Below are 15,330 nucleotides of genomic sequence, written 5' to 3'. Positions count from 1 at the left end.
TCGAGGATCCCCTTCATGATCGCTTTCTCCCTCGACGAGATCGCCGCCGCCGTCCGCGGCGAGCTGCGTCTCGCCGCAGGCGACACCCCCTCCACCGTGGTGCGGGGCGTCGTCGACACCGATTCCCGTGCCATGGCGCCCGGCGGCGTCTTCGTCGCGAAGCCCGGCGAGACGACCGACGGGCACCTGTTCGTGCCCGCCGCCGTGGAGGCGGGCGCCGTGCTCGCGATCGTCGAGCGCCCCGTCGACGCCGACGTGACCCAGATCGTCGTCGACGACGTCGTGGCCGCCATCGCGGACCTCGCCCGCGAGAACGTCTCCCGCGCCCGCGCGCTCGGGCGGATCCGCGTGGTCGGGATCACGGGGTCGAACGGCAAGACCACGACGAAGAACATGCTGCGCGAGATCCTGTCGCGCCGCGGTGAGACCGTCGCGCCCGTCGCGTCGTACAACAACGCCGTCGGCGCGCCGCTCACGATGCTCAAGGTCACCGACACGACCGAGTTCCTCGTGTGCGAGTTCGGAGCGGACGCGCCCGGCCAGATCGCGCGGCTCGCGGGGCTCGTGGCGCCCGACGTCGGGGTCGTCCTCATGGTCGGCCTCTCGCACGCTGGCGGGTTCGGCGGCATCGAGCACACGGCCCGCGCGAAGCGCGAGCTCGTCGAGGCGATCCGACCCGGCGGCACGGCGGTCCTCAACGTCGACGACGCGCGCGTCGCCGCGATGGCGGGCGCCGCGGCCGAGCGCCGCGCCGGCGTGCGGTTCTTCGGCGAGAGCGAGGCGGCCGACGTGCGCGCCTCGGGCCTCGACGTCACGGCCGACGGCACCCGCTCCGTCGTCTCGATCGACGGGCATCGCCGCGAGCTGTTCCTCCGGATCCTCGGCGCGCACCACGTGAAGAACGCCCTCGCGGCGATCACGGCCGCCCACGCGCTCGGCGTCCCCGTCGGCGACGCGATCGCCGCGATCGAGGGCATGCAGCTCGCCGAGCGGTGGCGCATGCAGGTCATGGGCTCCGATCGGGTGCGCATCATCAACGACGCGTACAACGCGAGCCCCGACGCCATGCAGGCGGCGCTGCGCACGCTCGCCCAGATCACGAAGCCGGGGGAGCGCATGGTTGCGGTCCTCGGCGCGATGAGCGAACTCGGCGAGCACGACGTCGAGGAGCACCAGAAGATCGGGCTCCTCGCCGTGCGGCTGCGCATCCCGCGCATCGTCGTCGTCGGCTCCGAGGCCAGGCCGCTGTTCCTCTCGGCGGTCGCCGAGGGATCCTGGAGCGACGAGGCGGTGTTCTTCGCGACGGCCGACGAGGCGTACGAGTACCTCCGGGGCGAGCTCCGCGACGGCGACCGCGTGCTCGTGAAGTCGTCGAACGCCGCCGGTCTGCGGTTTCTCGGCGATCGTCTGGGAGAATCGTTCTCGTGAGATCACTTCTGGCTGCAGCGGCGATCTCTCTCGCCTTCACTCTTCTGCTCACTCCCGTCTTCTCTCGGCTGTTCCGCCGCTGGGGGTGGGGGCAGCCGATCCGCACCGACAGCGTCGGATACAACGCCCCGAAGCACGAGACGAAGCGCGGCACGCTCACGATGGGCGGCGTCATCTTCATCCTCGGCACGCTCGTCGGCTACCTGACGGGCACGTACGTCGGGGGGAATCCGCCGACGATCTCGGGCTGGCTCGTCATCTGGGCGATGCTCGGGTTCGGAACCGTCGGGTTCATCGACGACTTCCTCAAGGTCCGCATGCAGAACTACGCGGGCCTCAGCGGGTGGAAGAAGATCGTCGGGCAGGTCCTCGTCATGGTGCCGTTCGGCATCGTGGCGCTGAACTTCCCCAACAGCCTGACGCTGACGCCGGGCAGCGCGAGCATCTCGTTCATCCGCGACGTCCCCGTGCTGTCCTTCATGGCGCTCGGTCCGGTCCTCGGCTGGCTGCTGTACCTCGCGTGGATCTCGCTGCTCGGGACGGGCTTCTCGAACTCGACGAACCTCACGGACGGCCTGGACGGCCTCGCGGCCGGCGCGGGCATCTTCACGATCGGCGCCTACGCGACCATCGCGTTCTGGCAGTTCAACCAGGCGTGCTCGTCGCTGAGCGTCTCGCCCGACAACATCGCGGGCTGCTACCAGGTGCGCGACCCGCTCGATCTGGGGATCGTCGCGGCGGCGTTCGTCGGATCCCTCGTGGGCTTCCTCTGGTGGAACGCGCCCAAGGCGTCGATCTTCATGGGCGACACGGGGTCGATGGCCATCGGCGGCGTCATCACGGCGATGGCGATGCTCACCCGCACCGAGCTGCTCGGCATCATCATCGCCGGCCTCTTCGTGATGTCGAGCGGATCCGTGATCCTGCAGCGCGTGTACTTCAAGCTCACCAAGGGCAAGAGGCTCTTCCTCAACAGCCCGCTCCACCACCACTTCGAGTTCCGCGGCTGGGCCGAGGTCACGATCGTGGTGCGCTTCTGGATCATCGCAGGCCTGTTCGCCGTCGTCGGCGTCGGCATGCTCTACATCGAATGGCTCTCGCGCGTATGACCTCTCCGCGACTCGACTCCCTGACGAGCTGGAACGCCGACTGGAAGGGGCTGCGCGTCGCGGTGCTCGGGCTCGCGGCCACGGGCTTCTCGGTCGCCGACACCCTCGTCGAGCTGGGCGCCGACGTGCTCGTCGTCGCCGAGAGCGCGGCCGAGGAGTACGCGCGGCTCGTCCCGGTCATCGGCGCGCGCCTCGTGGAGACCCCGCTCGCCGAGGCGCCGGCCGAGCTCGTCGCGTTCGCGCCCGACGTCGTCGTCGCGTCGCCGGGCTTCCCGCCGTCGCACCCCGTGATCCGATGGGTCCGCGAGGAGGGGATCGCGCTCTGGGGCGACATCGAGCTCGCGTGGCGCGTGCGCGACAAGATCGTCCGCGCGGACGGCACGCCGGCGGAGTGGATCCTCATCACCGGCACGAACGGCAAGACCACGACGACGCGCCTCGCGGCGACGATGATCCAGGCCGCGGGCCTGCGCGCGGCGCCGTGCGGCAACATCGGCGTGCCGGTGCTCGATGCCGTGCGCGACCCCGAGGGCTTCGACGTCTTCGTCGTCGAGCTCTCGAGCCACCAGCTCTGGTACCTCGGGCTCCAGGACGGCGTGGGCTCGCCTGTTCCGCTCGCGGCGGCCTGCCTCAACCTCGCCGACGACCACCTCGAGTGGCACGGATCCTTCGCCGCCTACCGCGACGCGAAGTCGGTCGTCTACCGGCACACGAAGGTCGCGTGCGTGTACAACAAGGCCGACGAGGCGACGATGCGCATGGTCGAGGACGCCGACGTCACCGAGGGTGCGCGCGCCGTCGGCTTCGACCTCGGCGTGCCGGGCCCGAGCGACCTCGGCGTCGTCGACGGCGTGCTCGCCGACCGCGCGTTCGTCGAGGACCGCCGCAATTCGGCCGCCGAGCTCGCGACCGTCGCCGAGCTCGCCGATCGCGGCCTCGCGGCCCCGCACATGGTCGCGAACATCCTCGCCGCGGCAGCGCTCGCGCGCGCCGCCGGGGTGCCGACCTCGGCCGTGCGCGACGCCGTCCGCACCTTCGAGCTCGGCCCGCACCGGATCCAGGTCGTGGCCCGCGCGGCCGGCCTCACGTGGGTCGACGACTCCAAGGCGACCAACCCGCACGCCGCCGCGTCGTCGCTCGCGGCGTACCCGGGCGCCGTCTGGGTCGTCGGCGGCCTCTTCAAGGGCGTCGACATCGCGGGCCTCGTCGCCGAGCGCGGCGCGCTCGCGAAGGCCGTCGTCGCGATCGGATCCGACCGCACGCCGGTCGTCGACGCGTTCGCGCGACACGCGCCGGGCGTGCCCGTGTTCGAGGTCGACGACGCTCACACTGAAGACGTCATGGCGCGCGCCGTCGAGCTCGCGGCCGAGGCGGCTGATGACGGCGACGTCGTCCTCCTCGCCCCGGCGGCGGCCTCGTTCGACCAGTTCGCGAGCTACGGAGACCGCGGCGACCGCTTCGCCGCCGCGGTCGAGGCATGGATCGAGAGGGGGAGCTCGCGTGACATCGGATCAGAGGCCCCCGAAGAGGGCTGAGCGCGGCGGCCTCGCGGCCCGCATCTCGCTCGGATCCGGGCAGGGCCCGGCGTCGGTCGAGTACCTGCTGATCCTCGGCACGTCGATCCTCCTCACGGCGTTCGGCGTCGTGATGGTGTTCTCGGCCACGACCGTGCGCTCGGTCGAGGCGGGGTCGGGCCCGCTCGGCGACGGCCTCTCGCACCTCGTGTACGCGGCGGTCGGGATCCCGATCATGCTCATCGTGAGCCGCTTCTCGCTCGCGTGGCTGCGACGCATCGCGTGGCCCGTGCTCATCGTGGCGCTCGCGCTGCAGGCGCTCGTGTTCACCCCGCTGGGGTACGGATCGGGCGGAAACCGCAACTGGCTGAGCCTCGGGGTCATCTCGATCCAGCCCTCCGAGTTCCTGAAGCTCGCGCTCGCGCTGTGGTGCGCCCTGATCCTCTGGCGCAAGCGCGATCGCTTCGGCACGTTCTGGCAGGTCTGGATCCCGCTCGTCCCCGGGGCGCTCCTCACGATGGCCGCCGTCATGCTCGGCGACGACCTCGGGACGACGATGATCTACGTCCTCGTGCTCATCGGCGCCATGTTCTTCGGCGGCGTGCGCGGGTGGCACATCGCGCCCATCCTCGGGGGAGGCGCCCTCGGCATCGGCCTCCTCGCGGTGTTCAGCCCCAACCGGCTCAACCGCATCCTCAGCGTGTACCAGGGCAACTGCCTCGAGGACTACCTCTCGACCTGCTACCAGCCCCTCCACGCGATCTGGGGCCTCGCCGACGGCGGCGTCTTCGGCGTCGGACTCGGCAACTCCAAGGAGAAGTACAACTGGCTCCCCGCCGCGTCCGACGACTACATCTTCGCGATCATCGGCGAGGAGCTGGGACTCGTGGGCTGCGTCGTCGTGCTGGCGCTCTTCGCGATCCTCGCGGTCGCGATCTTCCGCATGATCCGCCGCACCGACGACGTCTACATCCGCGCCGCGGCCGGCGGCATCGGGATGTGGCTCATCGGCCAGGCCCTCATCAACATCGGCGTCGTCCTCCGCGTCTTCCCGGCGCTCGGCGTCCCGCTCCCGTTCCTGTCGCGCGGCGGATCCTCGCTCATCGCGGTGCTCGTGGGCTGCGGCGTCCTGCTCGCGCTCGCGCGGCGCATCCCCAACACGGCGGCGGTCGACGCCGCGGCCGCCGTCCAGACCCCTGCGCATAAGATCGTCCGGTGACGACCTACCTGCTCGCCGGGGGCGGAACCGCCGGCCACGTGAACCCCCTGCTCGCGGTCGCCGACGGGATCCTCGCACGCGACCCCGAAGACACCGTCCTGGTGCTCGGCACGGCCGAGGGCCTCGAGTCGCGGCTCGTCCCGCAGCGCGGCTACGAGCTGCTGATCGTCCCGAAGGTCCCCTTCCCGCGCCGCCCGAACGGCGCCGCGCTCGCGTTCCCCGCGCGCTTCTCGCGCGCCGTGAAGACCGTGCGCTCGTACATCCGCGACCGCGGCGTCGACGTCGTGCTCGGCGTCGGCGGCTACGCGGCCGCTCCGGCGTACATCGCGGCGAAGCGCGAGGGCATCCCCTCCGTCGTGCACGAGGCGAACGCGCGGCCCGGCCTCGCGAACGTGCTCGGCGCCCGGTCCGCCGCCGCGGTCGGCATGGCCTTCGCGGGAACCCCGCTGAAGCGCGGCGAGGTCGTGGGCATGCCGCTGCGCCCCGAGATCGTCGGCCTGGACCGCGCCGCGGCGCGCGCCGAGGCCGCCGAGCACTTCGGGCTCGACGCGTCGAAGCCCGTGCTCCTCGTGTTCGGCGGATCGCTCGGCGCCCGCCGCCTCAACGAGACGCTCGGCGAGGCCTGGCGCGACGTCCTCGCCGCCGGATGGCAGCTGCTGCACGTCACGGGGGAGAAGAGCGACGCCGTCGATCCCGGGGCCCCCGGCTACGCCATGCGCCGCTACGTCGACCGCATGGATCTCGCGTTCGCCCTCGCAGACCTCATCGTCTCCCGCTCGGGCGCCTCGACGGTGTCCGAGATCTCGGCCCTCGGCATCCCCGCCGTGTACGTGCCGTACCCCGTCGGCAACGGCGAGCAGCGGCTCAACGCCGCGTCGGCCGTGAGCGCGGGAGCCGCCCTGCTCGTCGACGACGCCGCGTTCACGCCCGCGTGGGTCCGGTCCTCCCTCGTGCCCCTGCTCGGGGACGAGGAGCGGATCGCCCGCATGGCGTCCGCCGCGTCGGGCGCCGGAACGCGCCGCGGCACCGAGAACGTCCTGTCCCACCTCGACCGCGCCCTCGGGCGCGAGGAGCGCACCGCATGATCGCACCCGACCTCACCGTCCCGGTCCCCGACCGCATCGGCGCCGTCCACTTCATCGGCATCGGCGGGTCCGGCGTCTCGGGCCTCGCCCGCATGTTCCTCGCGGCGGGCGCGACCGTCTCGGGATCCGACCGCTCCGAGAGCCAGAACACGCGCGACCTCGCCGAGCTCGGCGCGACGGTCTCGATCGGCCATGACGCGGCGAACCTGCCCGCCGAGGTCGACGCCGTCGTCTACACGGGCGCCATCTGGCCCGAGAACCCCGAGTTCCTCGCGGCGAAGGAGCGCGGCGTCCCCGTGCTGCACCGCTCGCTCGCGCTGAAGTTCCTCATCGCGGGCCGCCGCCTCGTCTCGGTCGCGGGCGCGCACGGCAAGACGACGTCGACGGGCATGATCGTCACGGCGCTCGACCGCCTGGGCGCCGACCCGAGCTTCGTGAACGGCGGCGTGATCCAGCAGCTCGGGGCGTCGAGCGGCGTCGGCGGCGACGACCTCTTCGTGATCGAGGCCGACGAGTCCGACGGCACCTTCCTGATCTACGACACCTCCGTCGCGCTCATCACCAACGTCGACGCCGACCACCTCGACCACTACGGAACGCACGAGGCCTTCGACGACGCGTTCGTGACGTTCGCGGACCGCGCGCGCGAAGCCGTCGTCATCTCGTCCGACGACTCGGGCGCCCGCCGCGTCGGCGCCCGGCTCTCGCACGCGAACGTCGTGACCTTCGGCGAGGACGAGACGGCCGACGTGCGCGTCGTCGACATCGCGACCGACGGGCCCGTCTCCTTCGCGCTCGTGCACGACGGGCGGCGCGCCGAGGGCCGCCTCGCCGTCCCGGGCCGGCACAACGCGATCAACGCCGCCGGCGCCGTCGCGGTGCTCCTGTCGCTCGGCTTCGAGCTGGCCGCCGCCCTCGAGGCCGTGGAGGCGTTCGGCGGCACGGTGCGTCGCTTCGAGCTCCACGGGACCGAGCGCGGCGTGAGCGTGTACGACGACTACGCGCACCACCCGACCGAGGTCGCCGCCGCACTGTCGGCCGCGCGCTCCGTCGTGGGCGGCGGCCGCATCATCGCCCTCCACCAGCCGCACACCTACTCGCGCACGAAGCTCATGTCGGGCGAGTTCGCGCATGTCCTCGAGGACCTCGCCGACCACACCGTCGTCCTCGATGTGTACGGCGCGCGCGAGGATCCGATCCCCGGCGTCACGGGCGCGCTCGTCGAGCGCGGCTTCTCCGACCCCGACCACGTGTCCTACGTGCCCGACTGGCAGCAGGCCGCCGAGCGCGTCGCCGAGGTCGCGCGCGAGGGCGACTTCGTCATCACGCTGGGCTGCGGCGACGTCTACCGCATCATCCCGCAGGTGCTCGGCGCCCTGAAGACGCACCCTGAGGCCTGATCCGCGCATGAAGCGCCCCGAACCGCTGCCGCCCGCGGCTCGCCGGCCCGAGCCGGAGGCCGACGAGTCGGGCCTCGAGCCGATCGCCGACGAGCCCGCCGCGCGTCGGGGGCTCGCGTCGCTGCTGCCGTTCGGGCGTCCGCGTGCCGAGGATCCGGAGCCGGGCGACGAGCCCGATGGGCCCCTCGACGATCCGGAGTCAGAAGCCGAGCCGGAGGTCGCCGACGGGGGGCTCCTCGGAGCGTGGCGGGCCGAGCGCCGCCGCCGGCGCCTCGAGCGATCCGAGGTGCGCCGGTTCACCGCGCGGGCCCGGCGCCGCCGCATCGTCTGGATCTGCTCGATCGGCGCCGTCGTCGTGCTGGTCGCCGGCACCGTGGGCGCTGCCTACAGCCCGCTGTTCGCCGTCGAGACGATCACGATCGAGGGCGCGTCAGCGCTCGACGCCTCGGCCGTCGAGGACGCCCTGTCCGACCAGGTCGGCAGGCCCATGCCCCTCGTCGATCACAGCGAGATCAAGGCCGACCTCGTGGCGTTCCCGCTCATCGAGACCTACGCCGTCGAGATCCGCCCCCCGCACGACCTCGTCGTGCGGATCGTCGAGCGCACGCCCGTCGCGGTCGTGCAGTCCGACGCCGGCTTCACGACGGTCGACGCGGCCGGCGTCGCGCTCTCGACGAGCGACCAGCGGCCCGACGGGCTGCCGCTCGCCGACGTCGAGGGCGGGCCGAGCTCCGACGCGTTCGCCGCGGCGGGCCAGGTCCTGCGTGCGCTTCCCGCTGATCTCCTCGCCCGGGTCACGACGGTGCACGCCACGACGCCCGACGACGTCTCGTTCGACCTCAGCGACGGCGGAGGCGTGACGGTGCGGTGGGGGAGCACCGAGGACACGGCTGAGAAGCTCGCGACGCTCGAGGCCGGGATGACGGCCAGCCCGCCCGACACGGTCTCGTTCTACGACGTGTCGTCGAGCGGCGTGCTCGTCGTCGGCTGACGCGCCGGGAACCGGGCGCGAAACGCCGACACGCCCCGCGCGCCTGCGCGCCGATCCGCGGGATCCACGTACCGTCGTGGACGAGCAGAAACGTATGCGGACACATACTTTAACTCTCGAGTAGAGGGTGAAGGTTGAGGACACGCCGGGGGATCCGTCGGCGACGCATCGAGCACGGGCACAGTCACGGAGGCAGCAATGAGCCAGAACCAGAACTACCTCGCCGTCATCAAGGTCGTCGGCGTCGGCGGCGGCGGAGTCAACGCCGTCAACCGCATGATCGAGCTCGGGCTGCGCGGCGTCGAGTTCATCGCGATCAACACCGACGCGCAGGCGCTCCTCATGAGCGACGCCGACATCAAGCTCGACGTCGGTCGCGACCTCACCCGCGGTCTCGGCGCCGGCGCCGACCCCGAGGTGGGTCGCCGCGCCGCCGAGGACCACGCCGAGGAGATCGAGCAGGCGCTCGCGGGCGCCGACATGGTCTTCGTCACGGCGGGCGAGGGCGGCGGAACCGGAACGGGCGGCGCCCCCGTCGTCGCGCGCATCGCGAAGTCGATCGGCGCGCTCACGATCGGCGTCGTCACGAAGCCCTTCTCCTTCGAGGGCCGCCGCCGTCAGCAGCAGGCCGAGAACGGCGTCGCCGTGCTCAAGGACGAGGTCGACACCCTCATCGTCGTCCCGAACGACCGCCTGCTCGAGATCAGCGACCGCGGCATCTCGATGGTCGAGGCGTTCGCCACGGCGGACCAGGTGCTCCTCGCGGGCGTCCAGGGCATCACCGACCTGATCACGACCCCCGGCCTCATCAACCTCGACTTCGCCGACGTCAAGAGCGTCATGCAGGGCGCGGGATCCGCGCTCATGGGCATCGGCTCGGCTCGCGGCGCCGACCGCGCGATCAAGGCGGCCGAGCTGGCCGTCGAGTCGCCCCTGCTCGAGGCGTCGATCGAGGGCGCGCACGGCGTGCTGCTCTCGATCCAGGGCGGATCGAACCTCGGCATCTTCGAGATCAACGACGCGGCCCGCCTCGTGCAGGAGGCCGCGCACCCCGAAGCGAACATCATCTTCGGAACGGTCATCGACGACACGCTCGGCGACGAGGTGCGCGTCACGGTCGTCGCGGCGGGCTTCGACGGCGGAGAGCCGCAGGCGCGCGTCGACGTGCCGAGCTTCGAGCGCCGCGAGAACGCGCGCCCGACGCTCCCCGGCGACCAGGCGACGGCGGCCGAGTCCGACGTCGCGGCGCCCGCCGATGAGCACGTCTCGGCGCCGTCGATCCCCTCGACGCCGGTCCTCGCCGAGTCGGCCGGATTCGACGACGACGACATCGACATCCCCGAGTTCCTGAAGTGACGACACGCCCGCGATCCGCGGGCGAAATCACGGGCCCGCGCCTCGCGCTGGCTTAGCCTTCAGACAAGACGAGCACCTAACCGGAGGACGCCATGGCGAACCCGCTCAAGAAGACGATGGTCTACCTCGGCCTCGCCGACGAGGAGGAGTACGAGATCCAGGAGGACGCCCCCACGGCGCCCGTGGCTCGTGCTTCGCAGCGTGAGGAGACGACCATCACCGAAGACGAGAAGCCCGCTCCCGTGACGCCGCTGCGCCGCCCGACCGTCGTGCGCCAGCCGGCGGCCGGCACCGTCAGCGAGATCGTCACGGTGCACCCCAAGCAGTACCGCGACGCGCAGACCATCGCCGAGCACTTCCGCGACGGCCTGCCCGTGATCATCAACGTCTCGCAGATGTCCGACGCCGACGCGCGCCGCCTCATCGACTTCGCGAGCGGCCTGTCGATGGGCCTCTACGGCCGCATCGAGCGCGTCACCAGCAAGGTCTTCCTCCTGAGCCCCGAGAACATCGCGGTCTCGGGCGACGGCGGCATCGCGCCCGCCGACGACACGGCCTTCGCCAGCTGATCCGAGACGTCGGTGCTCGTCGGGCCCGGGACGCGTCGAGCGTTCCCGGGCCCTGCGTCGCGTAGGGTGGTTTCTCGTGTCTGTCATCGGGTGGGTCGCCACGATCCTGCACCTCCTCGTCTCGCTGTACGTCCTGGTGCTCTTCGTCCGCCTCGTCTTCGAGTACATCCCGATGTTCAATCGGGAATGGCGCCCGCGCGGCGTGACCCTCGTCATCGCCGAGGTGGTCTACACGCTCACGGATCCGCCGATCCGCATGTTCCGCCGGATCATCCCGCCGCTGCGCGTCGGCCCCGTCGCGATCGACCTGGGCTTCCCGATCACGCTGATCCTCTGCTTCGTCGCGATGTCGATCCTCCGGAGCATCGCGTTCGTCGCGTGAGGCGCGCACCGAACTTCGCAGTCATCTGAACTAGCATGATGTCCACCATCGAAAGAGGGGCAGAAACCATGGCTCTGACGCCGGAAGACGTCGTCACCAAGCAGTTCCAGCACGTTCGCTTCAAGGAGGGCTTCGACCCCGACGAGGTCGACGACTTCCTCGACGAGATCGTCGTCGAGTGGCGCAAGACCATCGAGGAGAACGAGCAGCTCAAGGCGCGCGTCGCCGAGCTCGAGGACGCTGCCAAGAAGGCCGCAGCCGCCCCTGCTCCCGCCCCCGCAGCCGAGAAGCCCGCCGAGAAGCCGGCCCCCAAGAAGGAGGAGCCGGCCCCGGCTCCCGTGGCGGCCGCCCCCGCCGCCGAGTCGGGCGTCTCGTCGACCGCGGCCAGTGCCGCCGGCATCATCGCCCGCGCCGAGCGCCTCCACGACGAGCACGTCGCCGAGGGCCAGGCCAAGGCCTCGAAGGCTGTCGCCGACGCCGAGGCGAAGGCCTCCAAGCTCGTCTCCGACGCCGAGTCGAAGGCCACGGGCATCGTCTCGGCCGCCGAGGCGAAGCAGCGCGAGATCTCCGAGAAGCTCAACGCCGAGCGCACGACGCTCGAGGGGCGGATCACCGAGCTGCGCCAGTTCGAGCGCGACTACCGCCAGCAGCTCCGCGGCTACTTCGAGCAGAAGCTCGCCGACCTCGACGAGTCCGGTTCGAAGTCGGGCGGGAAGCCCTCCTCGAACGCGGGCCTCTGAGCAGCACCCCAGTGACGAAGGGACGATCCCTTCCTGGTCTGACGGCCGGCATCACCCTCGCGGCTCTCGCGATCGTGGTGCTGGCCGTCGATCAGTTGAGCAAGCAGTGGGTGCTCGGCAACCTCGTCGAGGGCGAGCGCGTCTCGGTGCTGGGAGACGCCCTGCAGTGGCAGCTCGTCTTCAACCCCGGCGCGGCGTTCTCGATCGGCGAGGGATCCACGTGGATCTTCACCCTCGCCCTCGCGGCCGTCGCGATCGCCATCATCGTTCTGGCGATCCTGCGCGTGCGCTCGTGGCCGTGGGCGATCGTGCTCGGGCTGCTGCTCGGCGGCGTGCTCGGGAACCTCACCGACCGCCTCCTGCGCGAGCCCGGCTTCCTCGTCGGCCACGTCGTCGACTTCATCCTCACGCCGTGGATGTGGTTCTACCTTCCCGGGCCCGCGATCTTCAACGTCGCCGACATGTTCATCGTGTGCGACATGATCGCCGTCGCCGTCCTGGTGCTCATCGGGGTGGGCTTCGACGGCAGGCGCGTCGAGACGAAGCGGGTCGCGGCCGACACCCCCGACGAGCGCCCGTGAGCGAGCGGCGCACGCTCGTCGTCCCCGACGGCCAGGACGGGGCGCGCGTCGACGCGGCCCTCGCGAAGATGCTCGGCTTCTCGCGCACCTTCGCCGCCGAGGTCGCCGAGGCGGGCGGCGTCACGGCCGACGGGCGCACGATCGGCAAGTCCGACCGCCTCGCGGCGGGATCGCTCCTCGACGTCGAGTGGCAGCCGAAGGAGCCGCCCCGGGTGATCCCGGAGGAGGTCCCGGGCCTCGGGGTCGTCTTCGAGGACGCCCACATGGTCGTCGTCGACAAGCCCGCCGGCGTCGCCGCCCACCCGTCGATGGGATGGGAGGGGCCGACGGTCCCCGGCGCGCTCGCGGCGATGGGCATCGAGCTCTCGACGAGCGGCGCCGCCGAGCGCCAGGGGATCGTGCACCGCCTCGATGTCGGCACGAGCGGCCTCATGGTCGTCGCGAAGAACGAGCACGCGTACACGGTCCTCAAGCGCGCGTTCAAGGACCGCACGGTCGACAAGATCTACCACGCCGTCGTCCAGGGGCTGCCCGACCCCGTCTCGGGCACGATCGACGCCCCGATCGGACGCCACCCGAGCCACTCGTGGAAGTTCGCCGTGACGCCCGACGGCAAGGAGTCGGTGACGCACTACGACCTGCTCGAGGCCTTCCCGCGCGCCTCGCTGCTCGAGGTCCATCTCGAGACGGGCCGCACCCACCAGATCCGCGTCCACATGGCCGCGACGAAGCACCCCTGCGTCGGCGACCCGCTCTACGGATCCGACCCGACGCTCTCCGAGCGGCTCGGGCTCACGCGTCAGTGGCTGCACGCGCACGAGCTCGCGTTCAGCCACCCGGCGACGGGGGAGTGGGTGCAGTTCACCTCGCCCTACCCGGCCGACCTCCGGCACGCGCTCGACGTGCTGGAGGACGGCGCGGGCTGACCTCGCTCAGCGCGCGAGGAAGAGGCCCGACGCGGCGTCCGCCGCGGCCTGCTCCTGCTTGCGGTAGTGCAGCTTCTTGCCCGTCGCGTTGAACGGGATGTCCGATCCGTCGACGAAGCGGTACAGGCGCGGTCGCTTGTACCGGGCGATGCCCGGGTGGTCGCGCAGGAACGCGTCGAACTCGGCGGCGGCCGCGTCGTCGTCGGGCAGCTCGCCGCCGCTCCGGCGCACCACGTACGCGGCGACGACCTGACCCCATTCGTCGTCCGGCACGCCGACGACGATCGAGTCGGCGACCGCCGGATGCTCGGCGAGGGCCGCCTCGACCTGGACGGGGTGCACGTTCTCGCCGCCCGAGATGATCATGTCGTCCTTGCGGCCCACGATCGTGACGATCTCGTCCTCGTCCCACGTCGCGAGGTCGCCCGGGAAGAACCAGCCGTCGCGGATCTTCCCCGCCTCGGCCGCCGCGTTGCCGAGGTACGAGTACCCCGCCTTCACGCTGCGGGTCGCGAACTCGCCGATCGTCTGGCCGTCGCGCGGCACGGTGTCGGACGGATCCCCGAGCCGGTCGGGGTGCGCGCGCGCGACCGCGACGTCGTCGTCGGTCGATGCGCGGCCCGTGGACCCGGCACCGTCGGGGAGGTCCTCCGGGCGGAGGACGGTGTTCCAGAAGGTCTCGCTCGTGCCGTACCCGTTGAAGATCCGCGGCGTCAGGACCCGCTGGAAGCGCAGGGCCGCGGCGCGGTCGAGCGGAGCACCCATCGTCACGATGCCCTTGAGCGCCGAGACGTCGCGCGGCCTGCGCTCCTGCGCGTCGGCGAGGCGGTACAGCGTCGCGGGCGCGCCGATGAGATAGGTCAGCTTCTCGGACTCGACGAGGTCGAGCACGACGTCGGGGTCGAAGGACCGCAGCGTGACGTTCTCGGCGCCCACGTAGAACACCGGGTTCGGGCCGCCCGAGTAGAGGCCGCCGCGGTGGAAGAGCGGCGTCATGTTGAGGGTCTTGTCGAACGGGCTGAGCGGGAAGTGCATGATCACGTCGTGCGCGCTCATGAGGTCGACGAGGCTCGGCAGCGGCACGGCCTTCGGCAGACCCGTCGTGCCGGAGGTGTACAGGCGCGTGGTCTCGTCGTACACGCTCGCGGGAGGGAGGCCGGCGCCGAGCTCCTCGAGCTCGGCGGCCGCGATCGGCTCGCCGCCCGCGATGTCGTCCCAGCCGACCGATCCGGGGATCCGCTCGCCGTCGCCGACGGCGACGAGGAGGTGCGGGCGCAGCGCCACGGACGCGAGCGCCTGCGCGAGGTCGGCGGTGCGATCGGTGTCGTACACGAGCACGGCGGGGCGGGCCTCCTCGACGAGGTAGGCGACCTCGCCGGGCGCGAGGCGGAAGTTCGTCGGCGAGAAGATGCCGCGCAGCGTGTTGGCGGCGGGGTAGAGAAGGGCGAACTCGGGCGAGTTGGGCAGCTCCACCATGACGAGCTGTCGCGCGCGCACCCCGCGGCGGAACAGGCCGCCCGCGATGCGGCGCACGTCCTCGCCGAGCTGCGCGTAGGTCCAGGAGCCTCCCGTCGCGGGATCGGACAGCGCTGTGCGGTGCGCGTAGCGATGCACGTTGCGCTCGACGCCGGCGAGGTAGGTGAGGTGCTGCTCGAACACCTCTCGGAGGGCCGCGGCGTCGTATCGGCCGCTCTGGTCGTAGGGGGAGGCTGCGTTCGTCGGGTTCTCGGATCCGGTATCTGTTTCGGTCACGGTCGGCTTTCCTGCATGTGATGTATCAGGACTTCGGTGACGGAAGCGCATCAGCAGATCGGTGACGCTTCATGTGTCAAGACGTCGGTGACGGTTCCGGTGGCGGGGTCCTCCGGGGCCCGCGGGGCCTGCCGTTGCTGACGTAGCGGACGCCGGGCTCGGGCCAGGGGTGTTCGATGAGGAGTTCGCCGGTAGCGACGTCGTAGAACGCGATGGTGGTGGCGTCTCGGACGATGGTGACGAGTGCTCCGGCGAGGTGGCTGCCGATCTGGAACTTC

At 71.6% G+C, this 15,330-nt stretch carries 14 protein-coding genes and 1 pseudogene; 13 read left to right on the top strand and 2 right to left on the bottom strand.

What is annotated here, in order from left to right; genetic code table 11:
• Nucleotides 1–15 precede the first annotated feature (15 nt).
• From H576_RS0109610 to H576_RS0109550, 13 genes are all read left to right on the top strand, one after another.
• Entirely contained in the window at nt 16–1,428 is a 1,413-nt protein-coding gene (locus H576_RS0109610) for a UDP-N-acetylmuramoyl-tripeptide--D-alanyl-D-alanine ligase (protein WP_029150768.1), read from the top strand.
• Nucleotides 1,425–2,537, top strand: coding sequence for a phospho-N-acetylmuramoyl-pentapeptide-transferase (gene mraY / locus H576_RS0109605; RefSeq protein ID WP_029150767.1), 1,113 nt, complete (start codon nt 1,425–1,427; stop codon nt 2,535–2,537). Before H576_RS0109610 ends, mraY begins: the two co-directional genes overlap by 4 nt.
• Nucleotides 2,534–4,072, top strand: coding sequence for a UDP-N-acetylmuramoyl-L-alanine--D-glutamate ligase (gene murD, locus H576_RS0109600; protein ID WP_029150766.1), 1,539 nt, complete (start codon nt 2,534–2,536; stop codon nt 4,070–4,072). The genes mraY and murD overlap by 4 nt, the downstream gene beginning before the upstream one ends.
• On the top strand, nt 4,038–5,270 hold the full coding sequence (locus H576_RS0109595) for a peptidoglycan glycosyltransferase FtsW (protein ID WP_029150765.1): 1,233 nt from the start codon (nt 4,038–4,040) through the stop codon (nt 5,268–5,270). The genes murD and H576_RS0109595 overlap by 35 nt, the downstream gene beginning before the upstream one ends.
• On the top strand, nt 5,267–6,355 hold the full coding sequence (locus H576_RS0109590; protein WP_029150764.1) for a UDP-N-acetylglucosamine--N-acetylmuramyl-(pentapeptide) pyrophosphoryl-undecaprenol N-acetylglucosamine transferase: 1,089 nt from the start codon (nt 5,267–5,269) through the stop codon (nt 6,353–6,355). The genes H576_RS0109595 and H576_RS0109590 overlap by 4 nt, the downstream gene beginning before the upstream one ends.
• On the top strand, nt 6,352–7,755 hold the full coding sequence (murC, locus tag H576_RS0109585) for a UDP-N-acetylmuramate--L-alanine ligase (RefSeq protein ID WP_029150763.1): 1,404 nt from the start codon (nt 6,352–6,354) through the stop codon (nt 7,753–7,755). The genes H576_RS0109590 and murC overlap by 4 nt, the downstream gene beginning before the upstream one ends.
• Before the next feature lie 7 nt (nt 7,756–7,762).
• A complete protein-coding gene (locus tag H576_RS0109580; RefSeq protein WP_029150762.1) occupies nt 7,763–8,746 on the top strand; it encodes a cell division protein FtsQ/DivIB in 984 nt (327 codons plus the stop codon).
• A gap of 198 nt (nt 8,747–8,944) precedes the next feature.
• Nucleotides 8,945–10,102: a cell division protein FtsZ gene (ftsZ, locus tag H576_RS0109575; protein ID WP_029150761.1), complete on the top strand. Its 1,158-nt coding sequence runs from the start codon at nt 8,945–8,947 to the stop codon at nt 10,100–10,102.
• Nucleotides 10,103–10,194: 92 nt separating this feature from the next.
• Nucleotides 10,195–10,671 (top strand): cell division protein SepF, encoded by a 477-nt coding sequence (locus H576_RS0109570; protein WP_029150760.1) that lies wholly within the window; start codon nt 10,195–10,197, stop codon nt 10,669–10,671.
• A 76-nt stretch (nt 10,672–10,747) separates the two neighbouring features.
• Nucleotides 10,748–11,053 carry a YggT family protein gene (locus H576_RS0109565; protein ID WP_029150759.1) on the top strand — a complete coding sequence of 102 codons (306 nt, stop codon included), beginning with the start codon at nt 10,748–10,750 and terminating at the stop codon, nt 11,051–11,053.
• A gap of 68 nt (nt 11,054–11,121) precedes the next feature.
• On the top strand, nt 11,122–11,793 hold the full coding sequence (locus H576_RS0109560; RefSeq protein WP_029150758.1) for a DivIVA domain-containing protein: 672 nt from the start codon (nt 11,122–11,124) through the stop codon (nt 11,791–11,793).
• A gap of 11 nt (nt 11,794–11,804) precedes the next feature.
• Nucleotides 11,805–12,374 carry a signal peptidase II gene (gene lspA / locus H576_RS15180; RefSeq protein WP_245559159.1) on the top strand — a complete coding sequence of 190 codons (570 nt, stop codon included), beginning with the start codon at nt 11,805–11,807 and terminating at the stop codon, nt 12,372–12,374.
• Between the two features lie 68 nt (nt 12,375–12,442).
• Complete coding sequence (locus H576_RS0109550) at nt 12,443–13,300, top strand: RluA family pseudouridine synthase (protein WP_211215800.1); 858 nt, start codon at nt 12,443–12,445, stop codon at nt 13,298–13,300.
• A gap of 6 nt (nt 13,301–13,306) precedes the next feature.
• Here the strand turns inward: H576_RS0109550 and H576_RS15175 are convergent, their stop codons facing one another.
• Complete coding sequence (locus tag H576_RS15175; protein ID WP_051172549.1) at nt 13,307–15,052, bottom strand: class I adenylate-forming enzyme family protein; 1,746 nt, start codon at nt 15,050–15,052, stop codon at nt 13,307–13,309.
• A gap of 76 nt (nt 15,053–15,128) precedes the next feature.
• A pseudogene (locus tag H576_RS16965) lies at nt 15,129–15,330 on the bottom strand (hypothetical protein); the annotation flags it as partial.

The organism is Microbacterium indicum DSM 19969 (assembly GCF_000422385.1).
Classification (GTDB): Bacteria; Actinomycetota; Actinomycetes; order Actinomycetales; family Microbacteriaceae; genus Microbacterium; species Microbacterium indicum.
This window is presented reverse-complemented; position numbering and strand designations above follow the sequence as displayed.

Coding starts and splice junctions, on each gene's coding strand:
- ftsZ (WP_029150761.1), top strand. CDS start 8,945: ATGAGCCAGAACCAGAACTACCTCGCCGTCATCAAGGTCGTCGGCGTC.
- murD (WP_029150766.1), top strand. CDS start 2,534: ATGACCTCTCCGCGACTCGACTCCCTGACGAGCTGGAACGCCGACTGG.
- murC (WP_029150763.1), top strand. CDS start 6,352: ATGATCGCACCCGACCTCACCGTCCCGGTCCCCGACCGCATCGGCGCC.
- H576_RS0109560 (WP_029150758.1), top strand. CDS start 11,122: ATGGCTCTGACGCCGGAAGACGTCGTCACCAAGCAGTTCCAGCACGTT.
- H576_RS0109570 (WP_029150760.1), top strand. CDS start 10,195: ATGGCGAACCCGCTCAAGAAGACGATGGTCTACCTCGGCCTCGCCGAC.
- H576_RS0109550 (WP_211215800.1), top strand. CDS start 12,443: ATGCTCGGCTTCTCGCGCACCTTCGCCGCCGAGGTCGCCGAGGCGGGC.
- H576_RS0109610 (WP_029150768.1), top strand. CDS start 16: ATGATCGCTTTCTCCCTCGACGAGATCGCCGCCGCCGTCCGCGGCGAG.
- H576_RS0109580 (WP_029150762.1), top strand. CDS start 7,763: ATGAAGCGCCCCGAACCGCTGCCGCCCGCGGCTCGCCGGCCCGAGCCG.